The organism is Paenibacillus sp. FSL H3-0469 (assembly GCF_038051945.1).
Taxonomy (GTDB): domain Bacteria; phylum Bacillota; class Bacilli; order Paenibacillales; family Paenibacillaceae; genus Paenibacillus_AQ.
On the sequence record NZ_CP150302.1, the window covers coordinates 2,066,408 to 2,090,955 of the forward strand.

Annotated in this window: 19 protein-coding genes; 12 read left to right on the forward strand and 7 right to left on the reverse strand. The window is 51.7% G+C overall.

The genetic code is table 11. The features are described 5' to 3' along the window. Positions 1-15: 15 nt before the first annotated feature. Complete coding sequence (locus NSS83_RS09200; RefSeq protein WP_341185247.1) at positions 16-1,605, forward strand: response regulator; 1,590 nt, start codon at positions 16-18, stop codon at positions 1,603-1,605. A gap of 379 nt (positions 1,606-1,984) precedes the next feature. Here NSS83_RS09200 and NSS83_RS09205 read toward each other — a convergent pair whose 3' ends face one another. From NSS83_RS09205 to NSS83_RS09220, 4 genes are read right to left on the reverse strand one after another with little or no spacing between them, the layout of a single operon-like run. Continuing rightward, a complete protein-coding gene (locus NSS83_RS09205) occupies positions 1,985-3,895 on the reverse strand; it encodes a DUF2264 domain-containing protein (protein WP_341185246.1) in 1,911 nt (636 codons plus the stop codon). A gap of 28 nt (positions 3,896-3,923) precedes the next feature. After that, positions 3,924-5,060 (reverse strand): glycoside hydrolase family 88 protein, encoded by a 1,137-nt coding sequence (locus tag NSS83_RS09210; protein ID WP_341184725.1) that lies wholly within the window; start codon positions 5,058-5,060, stop codon positions 3,924-3,926. Between the two features lie 44 nt (positions 5,061-5,104). After that, positions 5,105-6,919, reverse strand: a complete 1,815-nt coding sequence (locus tag NSS83_RS09215; RefSeq protein WP_341348079.1) for a hypothetical protein — start codon at positions 6,917-6,919, stop codon at positions 5,105-5,107. A 38-nt stretch (positions 6,920-6,957) separates the two neighbouring features. Beyond that, positions 6,958-8,100, reverse strand: a complete 1,143-nt coding sequence (locus NSS83_RS09220) for a DUF2264 domain-containing protein (protein WP_341348080.1) — start codon at positions 8,098-8,100, stop codon at positions 6,958-6,960. Between the two features lie 122 nt (positions 8,101-8,222). Between NSS83_RS09220 and NSS83_RS09225 the strand changes: the two genes are divergently transcribed. Then, on the forward strand, positions 8,223-9,053 hold the full coding sequence (locus NSS83_RS09225; protein WP_341184722.1) for an AraC family transcriptional regulator: 831 nt from the start codon (positions 8,223-8,225) through the stop codon (positions 9,051-9,053). A 47-nt stretch (positions 9,054-9,100) separates the two neighbouring features. On the opposite strand, the gene NSS83_RS09230 is transcribed toward NSS83_RS09225, so the two are convergent. Genes NSS83_RS09230 through NSS83_RS09240 form a run of 3 tightly spaced genes read right to left on the reverse strand, consistent with a single transcriptional unit; the run spans position 9,101 to position 12,054 of the window. Next, positions 9,101-9,418: a hypothetical protein gene (locus tag NSS83_RS09230; protein WP_341184721.1), complete on the reverse strand. Its 318-nt coding sequence runs from the start codon at positions 9,416-9,418 to the stop codon at positions 9,101-9,103. A gap of 55 nt (positions 9,419-9,473) precedes the next feature. Then, entirely contained in the window at positions 9,474-10,238 is a 765-nt protein-coding gene (locus NSS83_RS09235) for a response regulator (RefSeq protein WP_341348081.1), read from the reverse strand. A gap of 19 nt (positions 10,239-10,257) precedes the next feature. Then, positions 10,258-12,054: a cache domain-containing protein gene (locus NSS83_RS09240; protein WP_341184719.1), complete on the reverse strand. Its 1,797-nt coding sequence runs from the start codon at positions 12,052-12,054 to the stop codon at positions 10,258-10,260. Between the two features lie 191 nt (positions 12,055-12,245). Between NSS83_RS09240 and NSS83_RS09245 the strand changes: the two genes are divergently transcribed. The 10 genes from NSS83_RS09245 to NSS83_RS09290 all read left to right on the forward strand — a co-directional run bounded on the left by NSS83_RS09245 (position 12,246) and on the right by NSS83_RS09290 (position 24,357). After that, on the forward strand, positions 12,246-13,583 hold the full coding sequence (locus tag NSS83_RS09245) for an ABC transporter substrate-binding protein (protein ID WP_341348082.1): 1,338 nt from the start codon (positions 12,246-12,248) through the stop codon (positions 13,581-13,583). An 84-nt stretch (positions 13,584-13,667) separates the two neighbouring features. After that, positions 13,668-14,540 carry a sugar ABC transporter permease gene (locus NSS83_RS09250; RefSeq protein WP_341348083.1) on the forward strand — a complete coding sequence of 291 codons (873 nt, stop codon included), beginning with the start codon at positions 13,668-13,670 and terminating at the stop codon, positions 14,538-14,540. Continuing rightward, positions 14,540-15,370, forward strand: coding sequence for a carbohydrate ABC transporter permease (locus tag NSS83_RS09255; protein WP_341184716.1), 831 nt, complete (start codon positions 14,540-14,542; stop codon positions 15,368-15,370). The genes NSS83_RS09250 and NSS83_RS09255 overlap by 1 nt, the downstream gene beginning before the upstream one ends. A gap of 183 nt (positions 15,371-15,553) precedes the next feature. Next, positions 15,554-16,723 carry a YncE family protein gene (locus tag NSS83_RS09260; RefSeq protein WP_341348084.1) on the forward strand — a complete coding sequence of 390 codons (1,170 nt, stop codon included), beginning with the start codon at positions 15,554-15,556 and terminating at the stop codon, positions 16,721-16,723. A gap of 219 nt (positions 16,724-16,942) precedes the next feature. Further along, positions 16,943-17,869 (forward strand): hypothetical protein, encoded by a 927-nt coding sequence (locus NSS83_RS09265; protein ID WP_341348085.1) that lies wholly within the window; start codon positions 16,943-16,945, stop codon positions 17,867-17,869. Positions 17,870-17,928: 59 nt separating this feature from the next. Further along, complete coding sequence (locus tag NSS83_RS09270) at positions 17,929-19,086, forward strand: hypothetical protein (RefSeq protein ID WP_341348086.1); 1,158 nt, start codon at positions 17,929-17,931, stop codon at positions 19,084-19,086. A gap of 321 nt (positions 19,087-19,407) precedes the next feature. Then, positions 19,408-20,571 carry a YncE family protein gene (locus NSS83_RS09275; protein ID WP_341348087.1) on the forward strand — a complete coding sequence of 388 codons (1,164 nt, stop codon included), beginning with the start codon at positions 19,408-19,410 and terminating at the stop codon, positions 20,569-20,571. A 27-nt stretch (positions 20,572-20,598) separates the two neighbouring features. Then, positions 20,599-21,738 carry a YncE family protein gene (locus tag NSS83_RS09280; RefSeq protein WP_341348088.1) on the forward strand — a complete coding sequence of 380 codons (1,140 nt, stop codon included), beginning with the start codon at positions 20,599-20,601 and terminating at the stop codon, positions 21,736-21,738. A gap of 27 nt (positions 21,739-21,765) precedes the next feature. Then, the gene (locus NSS83_RS09285) at positions 21,766-22,902 is read left to right on the forward strand and encodes a YncE family protein (RefSeq protein WP_341348089.1); all 1,137 of its coding nucleotides are present in this window, start codon (positions 21,766-21,768) and stop codon (positions 22,900-22,902) included. 297 nt (positions 22,903-23,199) lie between these two features. Continuing rightward, entirely contained in the window at positions 23,200-24,357 is a 1,158-nt protein-coding gene (locus tag NSS83_RS09290; protein WP_341348090.1) for a YncE family protein, read from the forward strand. Positions 24,358-24,548: the final 191 nt, after the last annotated feature.

Genomic DNA, 24,548 nt, shown 5'->3' on the forward strand with positions numbered 1-24,548 from the left:
GGTCCCTTGTATAATATGATTATTGTGGATGATGAGGAGCGCGCACGGGTAGGCATCACCACCCTGATTGACTGGCAGTCGCACGGCATCCATATTGCAGGCGAAGCCAGAGACGGCCTGGAGGCACTTGAACTTCTGGATACCTATGCCGTCGATATCATGCTAACGGATATCCGGATGCCGCAAATGGACGGACTGGAGTTAATCAAGGTTGTCTCTGAGAAATACCCCAGCGTCAAATCGGTCATCATGAGCGGATACGATGATTTCGCCTATGCCCAGCAAGCCATAAGATCCGGGGTCAGCAATTATCTGCTGAAGCCGAGCCGCCGGCAGGAGATTCTGAGCACTGTTCTGGCCATCACGGAGCAGATTCAGTCGGAGAAGCTGGAGATTACTTCGCTTGAGCATCTGCGGCAAGGCTTCCGGGAGAGTCTGCCCCTGCTGAAGGAGAAGACGTTAAGCCAGCTCATTCTCACCGAGAGTCCCTCGTATTCCAGGCTGCTGGTTAATCTGAAGATGAACCAGCTGGTTTTCCCCTATCTTCTGTATGGCATCATTCTGCTGCGGATCGACAATTTCCAGCTGCTGCATGAGAAGTATATGCATGAGGATACGGAGCTGCTGAAGTACGGGCTGAAGAATATTTGCGAGGAGTCGCTGCCGGAGACAGTGCTATGTGTTGCCTTCGAGCATCAGGACGACATTGTGCTAATCCTCAATATGGACGAGCTGCCGGATCAGGAGGAATTAAGCGGTTATATCCGGATTATTCAGGAGAATATCGCCAGCTTCTTGAAGTTCACTGTATCCGCCGGGATCGGAAGTATCGACAAGAATATTGAGCATCTGCGCCACTCCTTCGTGGAGGCCTGCCAGGCCCTGAATACCACCAACTACACCGGCATTGCCAAAATCGTGGAGTACAGCGGAGAATTCGATGCCGAGTCCTCTCAATCCTCCTATCCCCTGCATGAGGAGCAGGAGGTGCTGAAGGCGGTACGCGGCGGTTCTCCCGGGGACATTGCCGATAAGCTCACGCTTTTCAATGTTGCCCTGCAGCCCGAGACAGTCTCCAGGGACCAGGTGATTAAGTCAAGCTTCGCCCTGTTCTTCGCCCTGTATAAATTATGTATTGAGAACAATGTCAATGTAAATAAAGTCTTTGGGCAAAATCTGACCGAGCTGATCCATGTCCTGTCCCGCTCCAGTCTGGATAACTTGTTCCAGTCGCTGCTGGAGACGGCCCAGCGGGTCAGTGAGCATCTGACGTCCAAGAAGAACAGCAACAAGCTGCTCGAAGCGGCCAAGAGCTATATCGGGGAGCACTTCATGAAGGATATCAACCGCGAGATCGTCGCCAGGGAGATCTATATTACCCCCGGATATTTAAGCCTGCTGTTCAAGCAGCAGCTTAAGATCAGCTTCATCGATTATCTGCACAAGGTCCGCATCGAGCATGCCTGCCAGCTATTCAAAGATCCCGGAATGCGGATCGAGGATATTGCGCTGCAGTCCGGGTATAATGATACGAAATATTTCTATCAGGTGTTCAAAAAGTATAAAGGTCTCACGCCCAATCAGTTCCGCAGCAATACGGAGTGAGGGAATTGTGAGTACAGTCGGTCCACTCTTTGCACCGGATAATTCACACGGGTGCAGAGGCTTGTGGCGGGTTTGTTTGGGTTGAGGTTGGATTACGCACTCAGTCCAATTGTGATCGGTTTTTCGATTACATTCGGTCCACACGCCGCTTCCAGTCCAATTGTGATCGGTTTTTCGATTACATTTGGCCCACGCGCCGCTCCCAGTCCAATTGTGATCGGTTTTTCGATTACATTTGGCCCACGCGCCGCTCTCAGTCCAATTGTGATCGGTTTTTTAACATACATTTTTGTCCGTTAGCCTTGAAAGGCCAGCAGCCTCTCCAATTGGAGAAGCTGCTGGCCTGCTTGCGTGATGGCGCTATGAAACCGATGTTGTGCTATTGCACCGGAATGCTGAGCTCTGTTCCGCCAGAGGTGACCACCGTAATACGCTCTACGGCGAACTTGACCTTCAGCAAGACGTCAGGGGCCTGCTCCAGAAATTGACCGGGAGTGAGTCCCCCTCCCATTGGCGTAATCGCCGAAGGGTCGCCGTACACAGCCGAGGCCAGCCAGTGAACTCCAGGCTCCAGTGATGCCGTCAAGGTAGGCAGCACTGTCCGGGGATGAAGCAGGTTCGTGTTGGCATTCGGCGAGATTAGCTGAGCCTTCGTATAACCCTTTAGCCCTTGGATGGCGCTTGTGCCCCATGGAGTCGCTGCCGCCGCCTTCAACTCGTCCAGTTGCTGCACAAGCTCCGTCTCCTGTCCCAGCGCGAAGCCTCCCTCGGCAACATCCAGCGCCCGGCCCGTCTCAATCCGGTGGATGCGGATATGCCAGGGTAGTCCCGCCACCACCCAGGTGCGCACTTCAACGTCTGCCCACGGCTGCCAGACAGACCGCAGCACATTGTCTATGATCTCCGTCTCCCGGTTCCGGCGCCGTACCCGGTACAGATTGTCCCCGCTTTCGCTGAGTGCCAGCATGGAGTCATAAGCTCCTTGCGCTAATCCCCATTCCGCGCGGGGCACGCTGAAGCCGAAGCCGGTGGAATAGACGAATTTCTCGTATTTGGCTGAGGTATGCGTATGCTCATTGGTAGATAGATGCCCGCTGTTGAAGGCGGCCATATGACCGGAAGCCGGTTCGCGGACCAGGACAAGATGCGGCGGTTGCTGCACACTTACCGCCGGAAGCTCCGGCAGCGGCAGCTCCGGTTCGCTCCAGAACGGATGCTCCGCGCCGAGGGCCAGCGGCAGGAAGGTCTTCAGCGCCCAGTAGGGCGAACCGGGAGCATTATAATTCTCTGCCATGACCAGATTCGGATAGGTGTATCCGATGGTCAGCACACCCGCCGCATCGAAGATGGGCTGGCGGAACCACCAGCGCAGATTACGCAGGATGATACCTTTGACCACTCCGGCAGGGAAGCCCTCCACCTCTGCATACGCCAGGGCGCTCCAGAATGCAGACTGGGCGAACCGGTAAGCCAGACTGCGGCCGTAGGGAAGCGCAGCGCCGTCCGGGGCGAACCAGCCGATGAATTCAGCGGCGAACAGCCGGGCGCGTTCTTTGAACAAACGGGAACGCTCCGGGTCTTCCCGTTCCATCAGCTTCGCATACAGCAGCGAATAATAATGGATGGCGAAGGGCCCGTAATAATCACAGTGTCCGTTAACGCCGTCGCTGTACCAGCCTTCCCCCAGATAGAACGCATCCATCCGCGTCAGGTTCCTCTCCAGCTGCACAACATCATAAGGCCTTCCTACCGAGCGGAAGCCGACATTCACCAGCACATTGAAGAACAGCCAGTTACAGTCGTAGCATGGGCGGGAATTGATCTGGTTCAGCCAGTTGTATAGATGCTCCTGCTCCTGCGGAGCAAGCGGCGCCCAGATCTGCTCCGGCACAGCCGCCAGCGCGAAGCCGAAGGCGGCCATCTCGACCAGCCGCTGATCATAGTCCCTTACATCGCCCCAATACTCCTCATGTGCCGGATCGGTGCCGTGACGGATGCCGTCCAGTACAGTGGCCCATAGCCTACTTTCCCCGCCTCCGGCGAGCAGCGGAATCATTCCCCAGAGTACCCGGGAGAAGCCCTCCATTCCGGCGGTGGCTGCCGGATAGCTCGCTCCCGTAATCCCGATCTCAAGTCTGGCGCTGCCTCTGCTATAGAGCGGCCGAAGCGGCTCTGTCAGCTGGTCAAGGGCAGCCAGCAGGTCTTCCCGAGTCTTTAGCGGATTGCTCTGAATTGCCAGATTGCCTGTCGCCTGGCCGCCTGTTCCCGGATTTCCAATTACCGGAGTCATGTTATTGTTCGTCATTGTCATACTCCTCCTACTCCCAATAGAACGGGCCTGCTCCCTTGATCCGGGCCAGTGTCTCAACATAGAAGAAATCTCCGTAGATCAGCGGCACATCGATGTTCCGGTCCTCAGGATAATTGCTGGTGCCGTGAAGCAGCAGCCCCTGTTCGCCGGGATTGTCCCAAGTTCCATAATTGCGGTAGAGAGATTCCGTAATTCTAAGCGCCCCGTTCCGGTAGACATGAGCCTCTGATTCCTCCACCAGCCCGGCCAGCAGCAACAGACCGCTTGCCGCGCAGGAACCGGCAGAAGTATCGCGGATCTCCCCAACATCACCGGGAGCACGGAAATCCCACTGCGGCACCTGATCCTCCGGCAGCCGGGTCAGGAAGAAATGCGCAACCTGCTTGGACGCATGCAGGTAGCTCAGCTTGCCGGTATGATGATAGGCCAGCGCCAGCCCGTATAATGCCCAAGCCGCGCCGCGCGACCAGGCCGATTCCGGCGCATAGCCCTGTCCGCCCAGCTTCTCTGCCACTTCGCCCGTCTCCGGGTTAAAGTTGACAATATGATAGACGGAGCCGTCCGGCCGGATAAAATGCTCCAGCACTGTATCCATATGTGCCTCCGCAATATGCCGGTAACGCGGATCTCCGGTGACTTCTGAGGCCCAGAACAGCAGGCTGGTGTTCATGCTGCAGTCGATAATGGCGACCCCGCTGTTGTCCTCGCCTTCCCTCCAGGGATTCCAGGCCCGGATGTAACGGCCCTTGAGGTTGAAACGGGCGGCCAGATAGTTGGCGGCCTTCAGTCCGCGGACCCGTGATTCTTCTCTGCCTGTCAGCTTGTAATTGGCGACGCTGGTCAGCAGCCACATGAAGCCAAGGTCATGGTCCAGCTTCACATAGCCGTCCAGCACCTCATCCAGCCGCTCCTCGCAGCGCTCGGCTACCGCTTTCAGACTCTCATCGCCGCTCCCGGCGTAGAGCTGCCAGAGCAGGCCCGGCCAGAAGCCGGCAGTCCACCAGCTCGGCACTTCCAGCACATACTTGCCGCCTTGACTGGCATGCGGGAACTCCGCCCCGATGCTGATACTGTTCGTTCTCGTCTTCTCCAGCGCCTTACTCCAAGCCTCATCGACCCAGGTCTGATCTATGGTTCTGTTCATTTGAATCCCGCCTTTATGTGAATGTTGTACCCGTGCCGTGCGTCTTATATAAACTCAAAAGTAAACACCAATACGCCCTCTGACCCGGGCTGGAGAACCTGGAAGTCCAGACTATGCCACACCGTGTCCTGGCCATAATGGTTCTGGTACACATGTGCGGTAATCTCCGGCCGGACGATCTGCGGATCATAGGTTACCTGAACACCGTTCCCTTCAGCAGCTCCCGGGAGTAATACGCACCCTGGACCTAGCAGCTCCGGTCTGCGCCACGTTACGAACCGTTCCGTCCAGCTTGCCGGAGCTCCGTCATACCGGTAAGTATCTGTCAGCTCCAGACGGGGCAGCTCCTCCTTATGCCAGACCAGCGAACGGACCAGGGATTGCAGTCCGGCTACCGGGTACGCCCGGGCCAGCTCCAGCGTCAGCTCATCCTTCGCCTTTGCAGCCGATGCATGCAGCACCGTAGCCTGGAACTCCCGTCCGGCTCCCTGGAACTGGCCGTCAATAATCGGCACGCTATGTCCCTGCGACCCGTTGCAGTCATAGCCGTAACGGCCGGTCCCGAAATAGTCCGCCGTATACTCTCCGCTGCCCAGATCGGCCGCGACAATCTCCCCCCGGCCGCTCAGAATAAATTGGCCCAGGTCATTATGGTTATGCGGCTCGTCGTTATGGCCGCCCTTGGCGGCGAAGCCGAACTCGCCCGCAGCGCAGACATGCCGCGATACGAGCCAAGCGGCATCAGGAAGATAGCTGCTGCCTGCCTCCCAGGACTCCTTTTCCTTCCCGGCCCTTGTCCAGATCAGATTGCGCAGCGCCGGAGCGAAACGGCTGCAGTGATCCTCCGTGAACGGGGCGCGCAGCGCAGACGGCGGGCGCAGGACATCGGGATAGACGTCCGCCAGATAATGGGAGAGTCCCATATGCACCCGTACCCGGGGGACGGAGTCGGAGAAATTGGCTACATAGCTGCCGTCAATGAAGCATTGCTGCTGGAAGCGGGCGATCTGTGCCACCTTCTCGTGGTTGAACCAGTCCAGCTTGCCTCCGCTTCTTGAACGGAGCAAATCACTGTAATAAGTGAAATAGCCGAACCCGTAATTCCAGTAGCCCAGCCCCTCCTGGCAGGCCCCGTCTTCCCCAAAGCCCTGCAGATAATAATTCATGCTGCTCTCTGTCTTCAGGAGAATCTCCGCCAGCCTATCCTTGTCCTTCACAAGAAGCAGTGCAGCTGCACCCACAGAACCCGCACAGACCGCCGCCCAATTGTGAGTGGAGGTCTCCCAGAAATAAGGGCCATGCGCGAGGAATGGCTGAAAGATTCTATGTTCCACCTCACTGCGTATCCGGGAACGGAGCAGCAGCGGGAGACGTTCCCCGAGCAGCAGCAGACATTCGCTTAAGGTAAAGCCTGTCTCGGAGGAGAACAGATCGATATGCCGGTTGATCTCAGCAGCGTCATGCTTCTCAGGAAGATGAGCGGGAACACACCACGTGTACTCATCGCAGATCGCCCATAGAATATCTGTAAGCTGCTCCAGAGCTGCTGCGTTCTCCGGCTCCAGCAGACTAAGGAACACATACGTATTCAGCCTTCTTCTCCGTTCAAAATAAGGCCGCTCATATTCCAGTCTCGACCCCGTCTGCCGGAAAAGGGTAAACAAACTATAAGGCAACAGCGGTATTGGCTGCCCTTCCAGCCGCTGTGCTTCTGCACGAATCTCACTGATACCGGCCTGCAGCACTTCAGAAGATGCCGCCTCACTCCAAAAAGCAGCCGAATCCCCCCGCGGATAATATAGGCTGAGATCTGCCGGCTTCATGTTCTCTACGATTGTCTTAAGTTCCTGTATGTTCATGCCTGAGCTTCCTCTCTTATTCAGTCTGTCTCTATCCCTTATTCCAAAGCATGGTCCCGCATCACGTTCTCGCCGTCTGCGATTCTCCGTGCCGTCCATTTCATGTCCCCGCCCGACCAGAAGGAGTCAGCAGGAGGCAGGCCCAGCGGCAGAAAAACAGCAGCGCACAGATACAGACTGCCCGTATTAATGTAGCTCTCGGCCAGCTCCGGCTGATAGCCGTAGATCCCCGGCTGCAGCCAGCCGTTCTCATCCAGCGTGCCCGGGTATTGCATAATCCGGCTAATAACTGCGGTCAAAGCGCAGCGCACCTGGGCCGGAGGCAGCGAGTCTTCCAGGAAATCCTGGAGCGCCGCCTGCGACAGCAGCTGAAATGCCCCGAACCGGTAGACAATCGAACGCCCGAGGAACGGATACGTCCCGTCCGGAGCGATGCTGCGCTCCAGCACGGATGCATATCTCTGCGCCCGCTGCAGGACCAAGGGTCTAAGCCGGGCATACTCCTCATTCTCCTGTTCAAAAAGGGTAACAACATCCAACAGCATCGGCTGAATAACAAAACTGTTGTAGTAATCCCAGTGGAACTCCTTCCCGTCTCCATAGACTCCGTCACCCTTGTACCAGTCCATGAACATGTGGACCGCATAACCCACCCGCATCCGGTCATAATCCGGGTCGCCCAGCAGATATAAGGCTGCTTCCACCATCGCACTGAACAGCAGCCAGTTGCTGCCGCTGGGAGCGGTCCGCCGCGTCTGCTTCAGCGCCACAATCAGATTACCTTTGACCCGTGCGTCCAGCCGGGCTGTAACCGCTTTCGGTGCACGCACCAGCGCATGGGCCAGAAATGCCGCATCGACCAGCGGCTGGCCTTCGGTCTTGAATTCCATATAGTCAGGCGACTGCGGATCAACCGCCGCATCAATCGCTTCCAGCATCAGCCCGGCATAACGGGCTCTTAAGCACTCTTCTTCACCCTCAAGCCCTTGAAGCTCCAGCCAGGGAGCCATCCCGCAGGCCAGCCTCGCAAAAGCTTCCAAATGCGCAAACTGGCTGCGCCCGCTATGAAACTCCGCAGGTAACCGCTCTTTCAGTTTCCGTGCAGCGAGCGCCTCCAGAACCGGTGTTCCAATCTGCAGCATCGTATCCAGCCAGTATTTACGCTGTTCTATCCCACTCATCCCTAGTTCCACCCTCTCAGGTATTCTTCTTCTCTAGTGTATTGTGGTATTATTGCAATGTCTTTGCGAATAATGATGATTTATTGCGTATGTTGTGATCAACAAGAAAGGGGCTGTGACTATTGAAGCATGCCCGGTATTATGAAACGTTCGACGGCGACATTTTGGCCGGTATCGGCAATTCTCCGATCTCTCCGACGAGGGATTTCCATATCCATGACCACTATGAAATTTTCCTGTTCCTGGGCGGCAGCGTGAACGGCTTCGTGGACCAGTACAGCTATCCGCTGGAGCGCGGCGACGTTCTGTTATTCAACAATCATGAGATTCATAAAATCATCAACCGCTCCCCCGAGCCTTATGAGCGGCTGACCATTCATTTCAAAGCACCACTGGTCTATCCGTTCTGTACGGCGACTACGAATCTGCTGGCCTGCTTCCAGAACCGCCAGCCCGGGGAGAATAACCTGGCCCGGATGGAGGAGCCGCTGCTCTCGGAGTATACCGCCCTCTCCTCCCAGCTGATTGCAGCCTTGGAGCGTAAGCAGTACGGCAGCGAGGTGCTTGCCCTGACGTATCTCATTCAAATTCTGGTGCTGATCAACGAGCTATACAGCCGCACCCGTGCCGCCGTTCCCAGCATTATCTCCTCCCATATTCAATCTGCGATGAGCTATATCGACAACCACCTGCACCTGAATCTGTCGCTGGATCACATCGCCGGGGAGCTGAATCTGGATAAATATTATCTCAGCCATCTGTTCAAGCAGCAGACCGGAGGCACCATCTACCGCTATGTCCTGCTCAAAAAGATTGCGTTATCCAAACAGCTCCTGTCCGCCGGCAACTCCGTGTCCGATACCTGCTACCTGTCCGGCTTCAATGATTATGCCAACTTCATCCGCACCTTCAAGAACATCACGGGCATCCCGCCGGGAAAATACGGCAAATAAAAACGGCAGTGCCTATCCTCAGCGCTACCGTCTCAGGAACAAAATGCCTATGGCATCCCCATTGTGGTCGGTTTTTCGACCTTATCCGGCTCGCACGTCTCTACCGCACCGAATGTAGTCGGTTTTTCGACCTTATCCGGCCCACTCGTCTCTACCGCACCGAATGTAGTCGGTTTTTCGACCTTATCCGGCCCACTCGTCTCTGCCGCACCAAATGTAGTCGGTTTTTCGACCTTATCCGGCCCACTCGTCTCTGCCGCACCAAATGTAGTCGGTTTTTCGACCACATTTGGCCCAGATGACCATGCGCTGTACATGTGTTCAGTGAAATCAGCGAAGTCATTCCTATGACTGATCCAGAACATAGTCATCCTGCCGATGCGAGCTTTCCAGTTGAAAGCTTTCAGGCGGTCGCTACCGTCACCGTTCCCCTCCCCTATACTCCGTAGGGCTTACGCCCGTATACTCCTTGAACACCTTGGAGAAATAGTGCTGGTCGCCGAAGGACAGCAGCTCCGACAGCTCTTTCACCTTCAGCTCCGGCCTGAGCGTGATCAGCCGGCAGGCTTCGGCTATCTTCAGCCGCATGCTGTAATGCACGAAGGTCTGGTGTGAGTACCGCTTGAAAATCCGGCTGACATAGGAAGGGCTTACGTGGAACTTAAGCGCGACTTCCGTAATGGAGAGCGGAGCGTAGAGCTGCTCCTGCAAGTATTGCTCCAGCTGCCGGAACAGCTCCTCGCTGCTCTTCGGCCGCTGTTGCCCAGGTGAGGGCAATCCCTCCGGCAATCCTGTTCTGCTGCCCTCCTGCTCCTGCAGATGGGCGACCAGCCGCTGCATCACTTCAGCAAGCTGCTGCCGCTCCACGGGCTTCAGCAGATAATCGAACACCTGCAAATTCAGCGCCTTACGCGTATACTCGAAATCGCTGTACCCGCTGATCAGCACCGCCTTGAGCGCCGGATTCACCAGCCTGCACTCCCCGATCAGCGCAAGTCCGTCCAGCTTAGGCATACGGATATCGGTCAGCAGGATGTCCACCGGGTTAGCCTTGATGTATTCCAGGGCATCCAGCCCGTTCGGTGCAGTGGCAGCGATGCGGACTGGCAGCTCCATGGACTGCATAAGAGCCTCGATATTCCGCAGAATCGGCTTACTGTCCTCTGCAATGATAGCGGTATACATAGCTGTTCCTCCCCCGGTTCTAGTAGAAGTCTTTACTCATAGATGCGATAATCTGGACCGTGGCACCCTTTTCGCCGCCCAAGTGGTTGTAGATGTTGAAGAACAGCCGGTTCCTGTACATCAGCTTCAGCCGGTTCACCGTATTCACAATCCCCATATTGCCAATCCCTGAGGTATCATGCCTAAGCTCGTTAACCCCGGAATCGGAGCTCTCAATGTTATCCAGAATGTCCCTGATCCTGCCCGGAGCGAAGCCTTCACCGTTATCCCGGATTTCGATGGCCCACAGGCCGTTATACACCTTCACCCGCACCTCAATCCTCCAAGGAGGGTCCGTATTCTTGAAAGCATGCTCGATACAATTCTCCACGAACGGCTGGATCACCAGCCGGGGCAGCTCAATCCGCTCAAGCCCTCCGTCCCCGTCAATCTCCCACTCCAGATCGTCCTCGAAATTATGCTGAATCAGGGACAAATAATGCCGGGTATGCTTCAGCTCCTCCGTCAACGCCACATGCTGATAAGGGGAGGACACAATATAACGCAGGCTGTCCGAGAGATGCTTGCACATTTCGGTCACCACGCTATTCTTCCCTTCCTGGGCGGCAATACTGATCAGATACAGGACATTGTGGATAAAATGGGGCGCGATCTGAGCCTGCAAGGCGGAATTCCGCGACTTCACTTCTTCGTGCAGCGCAAGCTTTTCCCGTTCGATAGATTCCTGTAACCGCTCCAGCAGCTCCTGAAAAGCGCTATTCAGTTGAATCAGCTCATTGTTGTGGGTACGCGGGCCCGCCTTCATATTCAGGTTGCTGTAGTTCATCCGCAGAATCTGGCTGCGCAGCTTACGGATCGGAAGCAGCAGGTTCCGGGTCGAGAAGTAGATGAAGATGAACGAGAACAGAATCAGCGCGGTAATCAGCAGAATAGAGATGTATTTCACCGAATTGACCGGGCCCAGCACCACATTCCTGGGATTCACCACATAAGTGGTCCAGCCTGTCTCGGCAGAGCGGTGGTAAGCCACATAGTTCTGGCCGCTGCTCAGATAGATTCCGTTAGCTGCTGCAGATTCAGAGGGAGACGCTGCGAATTCGGGGACCTTCTCCCCTTCCCGCAGTGCCGGAGAACTGGAGACCAGCCGCTGGTCCTGATCCATAATATAGACCTTGCCGCCCGCCAGTCCCGCAGCAGATCTGTTCAAGTACCGCTGGTCGAGCTGCACCGCCAGATAGCCGAACACCTGACCATTCTGGTTCCTGATCGCCCGCACAAAAGAGATGGCATCCGCCCCCTGCCGGTACAAAGCGTAACCGCTTGCATTCCAGGTCGGCAGCTGGCTGCTCTCTTCCAGGAACGGCCTTAGCGACGCCGGGCTATCCGCATATCCGATATAAGAGGCCACCCGCTCCCCGGTCAGATCGTAGATCATCATATCCTCAATGTTCAGACTCGGTCCGAGTGCCTGGAACATGATGTCCTTCAGCCTGCGGCTGCGGGTCAGCCCTTCAAGGGTAAGCTGTGAGTAATCACCTGCGGACAGGAGGGTGAATACCTCTTTGTTCGACAGAATCCGCTGGGAGAGCTGGTTCTGGTTATTGATATAGAGGTTCAGCTGATCGCTGACCTGGACAGCCGCCAGCTTCATTTCGTTCTCTGTCTTGTCCTTGAGCGGCTGGATCACCATATAATTCACGTAGACCAGGAAGCAGCCCAGCACAATCAGCAGGAGCAGCATGAAGGTGAAGAAGAACTTCGTTTGCAGACTGGCCTGAACCCTGCCCTTGCGTAGTCTCTCGTAAAAAGTAGCCAAGCTAAAGCCCCCCTGAACCTTAGGATGCTGCCTACTTTACAACCAATCGGGCGAAATGACAAGCCGTCCCGGAGTTCAGAATATTACACAGAAAGTGTCAAGTACAAACATGTACCTTGCGCTGTCCTCATTCTATAATGGGCAATGTAAACGGATTCAGTTCACAGAAAATTCACTACGGGGGCGATCACATGAGTAAGCGAATGAAGAAAATCGCAACAGGCCTGCTCGCTGGAATCATGACCTTAACGCTGGCGGCGTGCGGCTCTGACAATTCAGGCAAGGGTAATGCTGCGGCAACGGACAGCGGGAGCGGTAACAGCGGCGGCAGCAGCACCGGCAAAAAGGTAACCATTGAGCTGGCCATCTCCAAAAGCTCGCAGGATTCGGCGTTCGTAGCCCAGGATGTGCTGGATGAGTTCGAACAGAAAACCAATATCAAAGTGAATCTGCAGCTGCTTCCGGCAGAGCAGACCGCCACCGTACTGCAGACCAAGCTGGCCGTTGACGAGGTGCCCGATCTGATTCAATACAATCTCGCCAGTGCGACTACGGACCTGAATCTGGAGCGCAATTTCGAGATTCTCGATAACGAGCCTTGGGTAAGCCGCCTGCTGAATAAGGATGTGCTCTCGGCTTACGATCATGTCTACAGCTTCCATTACAGCCAGGATACCGGGATGCAAGGCGTCGTCTACAACAAGGATATTTTCAAAGATCTGGGGCTTGAGATTCCAAAGAATTACGAAGAATTCCTGGCCGTCTGCGAGAAAATCAAGGCCAGCGGCATTACGCCGGTGTTCATGCCGTTCAAGGATAACTGGGCGGCGAATATCTGGCCGGCGGCTGCTTTTGCCGACTGGGCTGCCAAGAATGAGCCGTCCCTGTTCGAGGACATTAATGCCGGCCGCAAGAAGTGGTCCGATGTTCCCGAGTTCGCTACCTTCCTCGATCAGCAGTATGAGGTCTACAAGAAAGGCTACACCAACACCGACATTCTCAGCGACAGCTACGATATGGCGGTAGGCAAATTCCTGAACAAGGAAACGGCGATGATGTTCATGGGCGACTGGCTTATTGTAAATGTGGCCGAGAAGGATCCGAATGTGCATCTGGGCCTGTTCGCCATCCCGTCTTCTGAAGACGCAAATCTCGGTGCCAGCCCGCTGGGCGGCCAACTGTTCATTCCGAAGAAAGCCAAGCATATGGATGAAGCGAAGAAATTCCTGGAATTCCTCGCTACCAAAGAAGTCGCACAGAAAATGGTTGACAGCCAAGGCTCCGTCTCCAACTTCAGCGATGTCACTACGCCGAAGCTTCCCGATTACAAGCAGGAAATTGTCGATCAATATATCACACCGAAGAAAACTACGCTGACCACCGATGCTTACATGATCGTGGACCGCAGCGAGCTGTACCGTCTGCTTCAGGATGAATTTGCCGGAGGTCTGGATGCCAAGGGCGTACTCAAGGCCTGGGATGAGAAATTCAGCCAGCTGATGAAGGACAAAGGCGTAGAGGGCTTTTAATTAGAGCGGTTAACCATTACAACAGGCAGAATAAAGTCCGTCCGGGGCTTTATTCTGTTCCTGGCTATAGAGGAGTGTGAAGAGATGAAAGTATCCAAGAGACTATACTCGTATTACCTGATCTGGCCTGCGCTATTGATCTATTCTGTGTTTTTCGTGCTGCCCGCGCTAACCGGACTCTTCTATTCCTTCACTGACTGGCGGCTGGACCGGGAAGCGATCAAGTTCATCGGCTGGGACAACTTTGAGCGGATTTTCACGGATAGAACCCTATTGCTTGCGATGAAAAACACAGCGATCTTCGCCATCGTTACCGTCTTAGGCAAAAACCTGCTCGGAATCGCGCTGGCGGTCGGCTTGAACATGAAGCTAAAATCCAAAAACCTGCTGCGGGCGATTTTTTACTCTCCGTCGATCCTGAGCGTTTTGGTTATTAGCATTGTGTTCACGCCGATGCTGCGCTCCGACGGGACGATTAACCGCATCTTCGAAGCAGTGGGACTGCCTTCGCTGAGCCAGGCCTGGCTGACCAATCCGGCGCTGGTCATCTGGACCGTGGCATTTGTGTCCATCTGGCAGCATACCGGCTTCCAGATGGCCATCTATTTGGCCGGGCTCCAGTCGATCTCCAAGGAATATTATGAAGCCGCAACCATCGACGGGGCAGGCTCCTGGCGCAGCTTCCGCAGCATCACGATTCCGCTGCTGCTCCCTGCGATTAACATCAATCTGATGCTGACGTTGATCGGCGGCCTCAAGGTATTCTCCGAGGTCTTCGTGCTCACCGGCGGGGGGCCGGGCAATGCCTCCCAGGTGGTCGGCACGATCATCCTCCGCTCCTTCGGTGAAGGCAGCTGGGGGCTGGGCACTGCCGTCAACACCCTGCTGTTCGCAGCCGTAACGGTCATCGCCATTCCACTGCTGATCTTCATGCGGCGTAAGGAGGTATCGGAATAATGAGCTTTTCCCGTAAAATGGCTTGGCGCAACTATCTGGTTGAAGGCTTCCTGATTCTGGCCTCGCTGCTGATCATCCTGCCGCTGCTGATTATGCTGTTCGGCAGCTTCATGACCAGCTCCGAGGTGCTGAAGTTCTCGCTGCGGCTCCCGGAGGAGTGGAAATTCTCCAACTATACGACCGTTTTCAAGGAAGGCGGTCTGGGACGGGCGTTCCTGAACGGGATGCTGATTACCGGCGTCTCGTCCATCCTGAACATCTTCACCTCGTCAGCGGCCTCCTTCATTCTCGTACGCCGCGAGACCAAGTGGTCGAATTTCCTGTACATGTTCTTCTTCATGGGTCTGATCGCGCCGATGTCCACCATCACCACGATCCGTGTCGTGCAGTGGATGGGCTTCTACGGCAGCATCACCAGCGTCATTCTGATCTACGCCTCGCTTAACACAGCGTTCAGCGTGTTTCTGTACAGCGGATTCATCCGGTCTATTCCGAAGGCGCTGGATGAGGTCGCTTTTCTGGAGGGGGCGAACACATTCGATGTGTTCTTCAAGATCGTGACCCCGCTGATCGTTCCGGTGAACGCCACCGTAGCGATTATGGTCTTCATGTCTGTCTGGAACGACATTACCATTCCGCTCTACTTCCTGACCGACAGCTCGGACTGGACGATGCCGCTCTCGGTGTACAATTTCTACGGCAAGTACAGCCGGGACTGGAATCTGATCTTCGCAGACCTGGTGTTAACTTCCCTTCCCGTGCTAATCCTGTATATCTTCTGTCAAAAGTACATTGTTAGCGGACTTACAGCGGGAGCGGTGAAGGGGTAACCCTTGCCCTTTTTGTGGCTTTGTTGGACGAATGGATTATTCGGGCCGGAGATTTCGGACATACCCTACAGCAGACAACCTGATGCGGCATCCGGGAGATCCGGCGCGCCTGCCCATCCGGTTGTCCGTCCGCCGGGCCCGGCGAGTCCATGAGCCAGAAGCACATGAAAGGGGTTTTTAATTATGAATACGAAAATAGCAAACCACAGAAGAAGTCTAGCATCAAATATTAATCCTTACGTGTTTGCGAGTTATGAACTTTCCTATTATTTTGGCTACGTCGCTGTCATTGATCCTGTATACAATAAGGTCACCAAACGGATTCCGGTGGGCCTTAACCCTGGTCCTATGTGTTTGAATCCAAGTGAGGATAAGCTTTATGTAGTAAATACGGGCAATGATTCGGTCACTATCATTGATGCATATGACTTTAACGTTATCAAAACCCTTCACATTGGCACTTCGTCCACTTATAGCGCTCCTGTTGCTATCTTCGCTGCTCCTAACGTGAACAAAGTCTATGTAGCCCATTCGGGTGACAAGGCCGTTACAATTATTGACTCCGTCACAGATACGGTTATTAAGCAAGTGGATTTGCCTAGCGGAAGCGGATACCCTTTTGCCTTTGCCGGTAAGGTGAACAGTCTCTTTGTCTTTGTTGCATGTAAGTCTAAAGATAATGATAAAGGCAATGTTGTCGCCATTGCTGTTGACGATGACACCGCCCATCCAGTTGGGGATGATACTCCGCTTGAATTTGACGGGATCCACAACCCCTTGACCGTGTACCCAGGCGGAGTGGAACTAGTCACACTTGGGCCGACTGGCATGTTGACTCATTTTGAACCACTTACAATTGGTCCCTCCAAAACTTTTAGTCTGCTGGACAATACGGTATCCGGGATCTATCTGGATAATGATATGTTATTTTGCACCTCGCGAGAAGATAGAGCCTATCTGAAAAAATTCAACAACCTGTTTATTGACCAGCAAGGAAACATTACCAATGATCAATTCACAGAGATTTCTAGCTACAAAGGCCAGGATAAAATCCTTGCTTCAAGTAATCAAAGTACTATTTGCATCACCATTCAACCCACCACTTTCCCGACAGGTGGTCTGCAAATTTACGATGTAAACGCTGCTAGCTCACGGTTTGTTCCGCTCCCTTATGTCGGTGATTTAGCACTTGTCGATGACATCATTGCCTATGTAGGACAACTGACTTCGATTCAACCGATTGATTTGGGAAATCCAAGTAATCCCATTCCTGCTATTCCGATTGGCACAAGTCCCTCAGACCGCGTCAACGTGAAGAACATTATTTCCGGTTATAGCAATCAATCCTTGTAATGCACATTTAGTATAATAATCGAGCTGTCTCTTCAAGTCGAAATGGACTTAGGGGCAGCTCTTTTTTTCTACCTTACTGGACATTAGGACTATTCGGGCCGGAGCATTCAGACATAACATACAGCAGACAACCTGATGGGGCATCCGGACACAAACCGGCGCGCCTGCCCATCCGGTTGTCTGTCCGCCGGGCCCGGCGAGTCCATGAGCCAGAAGTACATGAAAGGGGATTTTATCAAAACGGTTCACATAGGCGGTCCCTCTATCAATAGCGCTCCTGTTGCTATCTTCGCTGCTTCTAGTGTGAACAAAGTCTATGTAGCCCATTCTGCTGACAGGGCCGTGACAATCATTGACTCCGTCACGGATGAGGTTATTAAGCAAGTAGATATGATTCCAGCCGGAAGTGGCTACCCGTTTGCCTTTGCGAGTCATAAGAATGCCCCCTATGTCTTTGTTGCATGCAAGTCTAAAGATAATGATAACGGTAATGTTGTCGCCATTTCCTATCTGGATGATAGCGTTTATCCAGTTGGAGATGGAATTGAGCTTACCTTTGACGGGACCCACAACCCCTTGACTGCTCACCCATTAGGACAGACACAAGTCACGCTTGGGCGGGCTGGGATGTTGACTTATTTTGGAATCCATGAAGTTTATCAGTCCAAAACACTGAGTCTGTTGGATAATACGGTATCAGGGGTCTATCTGGACAACGGATTATTATTTTGCATCTCCCAAGAAAATAAAACCTACCTGAAACAATTTAAAAACCTGCGAATTGACTATAAGGGAAACATTACCTTTGATCAATTCACAGAAATATCCAGTTTCAAAGGCCAGGATAAAATTCGTGCTTCAAGTAATCAAAATTATATTGGCGTCACCATCCAGCCCACTAATTCTCATACAGGTGGTCTGCAAATCTACGATGTAAACGCTGCTAGCTCACGATTTGTTCCGCTCTCCCTTGTAGGTGATTTAGCGTTTGCCGGTGACACCATGGCCTATGTAGGAGATATGATGGCGATTATTCCGATTGATGTGGCAAGGGCAACAGCCCTCCCCGGTATACTGATTGGCATAAACTTCATGGATCTCCTCACTGTCAAAAATATTATTTCCGGTTATAGCTATCAATCCTAATAAATATCTTAGGCCCGGCGAGTCCATTAGATAGAGCTGCATGAAAGGAGATTTTATCTATGAATATGAATCGAACAGCAAACCGTAACAGGAATACACGGAGCGGCCTTTCTTATGTCTATGTGTCTTATGAAAGTCTTAATAATAATGGATATGTCGCTGTTATTGACCCCACTACCGATCAGGTCGTCCGACGGTTTTCGGCAGGCTATAATCCTACCGCTATGTGCTTGAATCCCTCTGGAGATAAGCTTTACGTGGCGGATGGCCTTGCGAATATGGTCTATGTCTATAGTACAGATACCTTTAACCTTATAGGTTCAGTTCCAATTAACGACAAACCTGTTGCTATCTTCGTAGAGCCTAGCGGCAAATACGGCTATGTAGCCAACTATGGATATCCCTGCCTGACGGTTTTTGATGCCATTACTCTTAGTTTAATTGGAACTTTTTATTTTCCAGACATGGCTTACGCCTTTGCGTGCAATGAGAATAGCCCTTACGTCTACACTGCCCTCAAGAGTATTGTTAGTACAAGAGCATATTATTCTGCTTTTGCCATTAGTATTTTGAATATTAATGAATCTAATACGTGGATTGACCCAGATAGACCGGACCCTTTCCCTGACTCGACCTACAACCCCTTGACCGTTCACCCGAATGGACACACACTGGTCAGGTTTGAAAATGAAACCCTTTATTTTCTTGATCCTGATAATGATCAGGGTCCTGTAGTTGCAGCAGCACCGACTAGTTTGCTGGACAATACGGTATCCGGGGTATATCTGGACAACGGCTTGTTATTCTGCACGATGCGAGAAGAAAGGAACTTTTTGAAATTATTCAAGAACCTGGATATCGATGTGAATTCGAAAATCACCTATGATGATTACAAAGAAATCCCCAGTTACAAAGGTCAGGATAAAATTCGCACTTCGCTTACGCAAAAATATATTGGCGTCACCATTCAAGCCACGGATCACCCGCTGGGTGGTCTGCAAATCTACGATGTAGACCGTGGCACTTCCCAGTTTATTGCGCTTGCTTCCACAGGCGATCTTGCATTCTTCTCAGACACCAAAGCCTATGTGGGAGGATTTAACTCGGTTCAACCCATTGATCTGACCAATGTAGCAGCTCTACCTGCGATCAGCATTGGGACAGCTTACTTCAGAGTGAAGAATGTTATTTCCGGTTATAGCAATCAAACCCTGTAGCAGCATAACAGCCGATCCTATGGATCACTCAAGCGTTACAGTAAGCTGTCTCTTCAAGTCGAAATGGACTTGGAGGGCAGCTCTTTTTCTTTTAGCAGGTATAACATAAACCTATGTATTGTAAGCAGTCTTTACTGATACCTGCCCTTTTTGTGGCTTACTGGATGTTTGGATTATTCGGGCCGGTGAATCCAGACATAACATATAGCAGATAACCAGATGCGGCATCCGGATACAATCTGGCGCGCCTGCCACCCTGGTTGTCTGGCCGCCGGGCCCGGCGAGTCCATTAGTAGTGCCACAAGAAAGGGGATTTCATCCGTGAATACGAACAAGGCGAACAACAGGAATTTACCCTCAGGCGATCCTTACGTCTATGTGAGTTATGAACTTGATTATCAATTTGGATATGTTGCGGTTATTGATCCTCTAGAGGACCGAATTATTAAACGGATTCCAGTGGGTGCAAACCCTGGCCCTATGTGCACGGATATCACTGAGTCAAAGCTTTACGTGCTTAATACCCGCTCGAGTTCGGTCACCATCATTGATACAAATAGCTTTAATATTATCAAAACCGTTCAAATTGGCACTCCTGGCAGCACAAATACCGAACCAGTGGCTATCTTCGCTTCTCCTTTCGGTAACAAAGTCTATGTAGCCAATGCCGGAGATCATAGTGTAACGATTATTAGTACCAATACGAATACGGTTATAAAAAATGTGGATATCCTCCCAGGCAAGCCAGGCAAGCCTTTCGCCTTTGCGAGCAATGAGAATAGCTTCTATATCTATGTTGCCTGTAAGGTTGCCGATAAAAAAGATTTTGTTGTTGCCCTTTCCCTTGATGATGACCACGCTTCTCCTTATACCGAGGGCATTGAGCTTACTTTTGACGAGACCCGCAACCCCTTGACCGTTCATCCGCAGGGGCATACGCAAGTCACGCTTGGGCCGACAGGCATGGCTACCTTTTTTGGAGATAATGAAATTGGCTTGCCCAACACGTCAAGTCTGCTGGACAATACGGTATCCGGGGTCTACCTGGACAACCAAATGTTATTCTGCACAACACATGAAGAAAAATCCATTCTGAAACGGATTACTGAACTGGAAGTTGATCCAGAGGGACATATCACCTATGACAAATTCACAGATTTCCGCAGCTACAAAGGTCAGGATAAAATTCGGGTATCGCGTACACAGGGTTATATAGGTGTCACCATTCAACCCACTACTTTCCCGACAGGTGGCCTGCAAATCTATAATGTAAACGGGGCCTTCTCCCGGCTTGTTCCGCTCTCTTATGTCGGCGACCTGGCGATTTTCTCAGACACCAAGGCCTATGTGGGAGAACTGACCTCAGTTCGTCCAATTGATCTGGCATCCGCAACGGCCCTGCCTGCTATCCCGATTGGGTTCGGAACCAATGATCGTATCACCGTCAAGAATATTATTTCCAGTTATAGCAATCAATCAACATAGGCCCTGAGCAGAAAGGGGAGTTCATCCATGAACCCGAGGAATTTACCCTCAGGCGATCCTTATATCTATGTAACTTATGAACTTAACTATCAGTTTGGATATGTCGCTGTAATTGATCCTATAGAAGATCGGATTATCAAACGTATTCCCGTGGGCATGAACCCCGGCCCTATGTGCATGGACCCTGCAGAGAAGAAGCTGTACGTAGTGAATACCCGTGGAGATTCGGTCACTATCATTGATACGGGTAACTTTAACATTCTCAAAACCATTTCTGTTGGCTATCTTGGCAGCACAAATGTCAACCCTATTGCTATCTTCGCTGCTCCTTACGGTAACAAAGTCTATGTGGCTAACGCCGGAGATCAGAGCGTTACGATTATTGATGCCGAGACGGATACGGTTATAACAAATGTAGCGATCCTAACAGGCAAGCCTTTTGCCCTTGCGAGTAGTAAGTATAGCGACTTTGTTTTTGTTGCCTGCAAGGTTGCCGATAAAAAAGATTATGCCGTTGCCATTTCCTATAAAAATGACTACGCTTATCGGTATAGTCAGGACTTTGAGCTTACCTTTGACGAGACCCGAAACCCCTTGACCGTTCACCCGGATGGAACCACACAAGTCACGCTTGGGCCGATAGGTATAGCTAACTATTTTGGAAATGGTGACATTGGTTTGGCCAACACGTCAAGTGTACTGGACAATACGGTATCCGGGGTCTACTTGGACAACAAATTATTATTCTGTACCACGCAAGAAGAAAAAGCCATTCTGAAACGAATTACTGACCTGACCGTTGATTGGAGGGGAAACATCACCTTTGATAAAATTGAAGATGTTCCCAGTTACAAAGGTCAGGATAAAATTCGGGTGTCGCGTACACAAGAATATATTGGCATCACTATTCAACCCACTACTCTCCCGACGGGTGGTCTGCAAATCTACAATGTAAACAGTGCCAGTTCCCGGCTTGTTCCGCTCTCTTATGTTGGTGATCTGGCGTTCTTCTCAGATACCAAGGCCTATGTGGGAGAACCAAAAGCGATCCGTCCAATTGATCTGGCAACCGCAAAGGCTCTGCCCGCTATCCCGATTGGGTTCCCAACCGACACTCGTATAAACGTCAAGAATATTATTTCCGGTTATAGTAATCAATCAACATAGGCCCTGAGCAGAAAGGGGAGTTCATCCATGAACCCGAGGAATTTACCCTCAGGCGATCCTTATATCTATGTGAGTTATGAACTTAATTCTCAATTTGGATATGTCGCTGTTATTGATCCTATAGAAGATAAAGTTATCAAACGGATTCCGGTAGGTAGGAAACCCGGCCCTATGGGCATGGACCCCGGAGAGAAGAAGCTGTACGTAGTGAATACTGATGCGCCTTCGGTCACGATCATTGATACGGATACCTTTAACATTCTCAATACCGCTCCCATTGGCAATCCATTCACCTTGAATTATCCTAATACTGTTTTGGCTGCTCCTAAGGGTAATAAAGTCTATGCAGCCGAATCAGGTCCGTCCGTTACCATTATTGACGCCCTCACTAATCAGTCTATTAAAGAATTGGGATTGTCACAATGGTTTGAAGATAACCCTTTCGCCTTTGCGGGTCATGAGAAGAGTAACTATATCTATGTTGCCTGCGTTAGTGATAAAGATAAAATGTTCGCCATTTCCATTGACGATGACAGCGTTTATCCGTATGGAGTTGGAATTGAGCTTACCTTTGACAGGACCCACAACCCCTTGACCGTTCACCCGGATGGAACCACACAACTAACGCTTGGGCCTATAGGCATGGCTACCTACATTGGAGATGATAAAATTGGCTTGTCCAAAACGTCAAGTGTGCTCGACAATACGGTATCCGGGATCTACCTGGACAACAAATTGTTATTCTGCACCATGCAAGAAGATAAATCCATTATGAAACGAATTACTAACCTGGCCATTGATAGGAAGGGAAATATCACCTGGGATCATATTGCAGATGTTCCCAGTTATAAAGGCCAGGATAAAATTCGTGTGTCGCGTAATCAAAAGTATATTGGCGTTACCATTCAACCTACTGGTTCCCAGGCGGGTGGTCTGCAAATCTATAATGTAGACAATGCCAGTTCCTGGTTAGTTTCGCTTGATTATGTCGGCGACCTGGCGTTTTATTCAGATACCAAGGCTTATGTGGGGGAACCAAAAGCGATCCGTCCAATTGATCTGGCAACCGCAAAGGCTCTGCCCGCTATCCCGATTGGGTTCCCGAACGACACTCGTATCACCGTCAAGAACATTATTTCCGGTTATAGCACTCAGTCCTCATAGCAACATGGCAGACAATCCTATTGATAATTGAATGTTAAAGCCGAGCTGTCTCTTCAGGTAGAAATGGACTTGGAGGGCAGCTCTTGTTCTTTGAGCAGGGACTTCTTTGTTGCACATGCCTTTGTGTAGTCTTATTGGATGTTTGGATTGTTCGGGCCGGAGAATCTATGAATAACCTATAGCAGACAACCAGATGCGGCATCCGGATACAATCTGGCGCGCCTGCCCACCCTGGTTGTCGGTCCGCCGGGCCCGGCGAGTCCATTAGCTAGTGACACAAGAAAGGGGATTTCATCTATGAATCCGAACAAAGCAAAGGCAAACAACAGGAATTTACCCTCAGACGATCCTTATATCTATGTAACTTATGAACTTAACTATGCATTTGGGTATGTCGCTGTTATTGATCCTGTAGAAGACCGAATTATCCAGCGGATTCCGGTGGGGATGAAACCTGGCCCTATGTGCATGGATCCCGCAGAGAAGAAGCTGTACGTAGTGAACACTGGCGGGGATTCAGTCACCATCATTGATACGGGTACCTTTAAGATTCTCAAAACTGTTCGTGTTGGCACTGTTGGCAGCATGGTTACTGTTCCTGTTGCTATTTTCGCTGCTCCTTATGGAAACAAAGTCTATGTAGCCAATGCCGGAGACCATAACGTTACGATTATTGATACCAACACGGATACAGTTATAACGAATGTGGATGTCGGCCTAGGCAGACCTTTCGCCTTCGCGGGCAATGAGAATAGCGACTTTGTCTGTCTTGCCTGCAAGGTTGCCGATAAAAAGGATTATGTAATGGCCATTACCATTGATGATGACAATTTTACCCGGTATAACTTGGGATTTCAGCTTAGCTTAGACGAGACCCGCAACCCATTAACTGTTCACCCTGATGGACACACGCAAATCACGCTTGGATCGATTGGCATGATTACCTATTTTGGAAATGATGAGATTGGCTTGCCTAACACGTTAAGCTTGCTGGACAATACGGTATCCGGAGTCTACTTGGACAACAAATTATTATTCTGCACCACGCAAGGAGAAAAAGCCTATCTGAAACGAATTACTGATCTGGACATTGATTGGGAGAACCACATTACGTATGGCAATTTCGCAGATGTTCCCAGCTATAAGGGCCAGGATAAAATTCGTGTGTCGCGTACGCAAGGCTATGTTGGCATCACCATTCAGCCCACTACTCTCCCGACGGGTGGTCTGCAAATTTATAATGTAAACAGTGCCAGTTCCTGGCTTGTTCCGCTCTCTTATGTCGGCGACCTGGCATTCTTCTCAGACACCAAGGCTTATGTGGGCGAACCAAGTGCGATCCGTCCGATTGATCTGGCAACCGCTACTGCCCTGCCCGCTATCCCGATTGGGTTCCCTAACGACACTCGTATCACCGTCAAGAATATTATTTCGGGTTATAACACTCAGTCATAACAGCGTCAGGACAGTCAATCCTATGGTCACTCAAGCGTTAAAAGTCAAGCTGTCTCTTCTAGTCAAAACTGACTTGGAGGCAGCTCTTTTCTTCCACTGCGATCAACCGGATTAATAGACAGCAGGTACAATCTTCAGGCGAACGCTGCCCTTCTCTGCGGATCGGTGCGGTTCAATTAGGTCTTACTGTC

What these genes read in the sequence shown, in the direction of transcription:
- NSS83_RS09200 (WP_341185247.1), top strand. Translation starts at nt 16, where the DNA reads ATGATTATTGTGGATGATGAGGAGCGCGCACGGGTAGGCATCACCACC.
- NSS83_RS09205 (WP_341185246.1), bottom strand. Translation starts at nt 3,895, where the DNA reads ATGACTCCGGTAATTGGAAATCCGGGAACAGGCGGCCAGGCGACAGGC.
- NSS83_RS09210 (WP_341184725.1), bottom strand. Translation starts at nt 5,060, where the DNA reads ATGAACAGAACCATAGATCAGACCTGGGTCGATGAGGCTTGGAGTAAG.
- NSS83_RS09215 (WP_341348079.1), bottom strand. Translation starts at nt 6,919, where the DNA reads ATGAACATACAGGAACTTAAGACAATCGTAGAGAACATGAAGCCGGCA.
- NSS83_RS09220 (WP_341348080.1), bottom strand. Translation starts at nt 8,100, where the DNA reads ATGAGTGGGATAGAACAGCGTAAATACTGGCTGGATACGATGCTGCAG.
- NSS83_RS09230 (WP_341184721.1), bottom strand. Translation starts at nt 9,418, where the DNA reads ATGTTCTGGATCAGTCATAGGAATGACTTCGCTGATTTCACTGAACAC.
- NSS83_RS09235 (WP_341348081.1), bottom strand. Translation starts at nt 10,238, where the DNA reads ATGTATACCGCTATCATTGCAGAGGACAGTAAGCCGATTCTGCGGAAT.
- NSS83_RS09245 (WP_341348082.1), top strand. Translation starts at nt 12,246, where the DNA reads ATGAGTAAGCGAATGAAGAAAATCGCAACAGGCCTGCTCGCTGGAATC.
- NSS83_RS09250 (WP_341348083.1), top strand. Translation starts at nt 13,668, where the DNA reads ATGAAAGTATCCAAGAGACTATACTCGTATTACCTGATCTGGCCTGCG.
- NSS83_RS09255 (WP_341184716.1), top strand. Translation starts at nt 14,540, where the DNA reads ATGAGCTTTTCCCGTAAAATGGCTTGGCGCAACTATCTGGTTGAAGGC.
- NSS83_RS09260 (WP_341348084.1), top strand. Translation starts at nt 15,554, where the DNA reads ATGAATACGAAAATAGCAAACCACAGAAGAAGTCTAGCATCAAATATT.
- NSS83_RS09265 (WP_341348085.1), top strand. Translation starts at nt 16,943, where the DNA reads ATGAAAGGGGATTTTATCAAAACGGTTCACATAGGCGGTCCCTCTATC.
- NSS83_RS09270 (WP_341348086.1), top strand. Translation starts at nt 17,929, where the DNA reads ATGAATATGAATCGAACAGCAAACCGTAACAGGAATACACGGAGCGGC.
- NSS83_RS09280 (WP_341348088.1), top strand. Translation starts at nt 20,599, where the DNA reads ATGAACCCGAGGAATTTACCCTCAGGCGATCCTTATATCTATGTAACT.
- NSS83_RS09285 (WP_341348089.1), top strand. Translation starts at nt 21,766, where the DNA reads ATGAACCCGAGGAATTTACCCTCAGGCGATCCTTATATCTATGTGAGT.
- NSS83_RS09290 (WP_341348090.1), top strand. Translation starts at nt 23,200, where the DNA reads ATGAATCCGAACAAAGCAAAGGCAAACAACAGGAATTTACCCTCAGAC.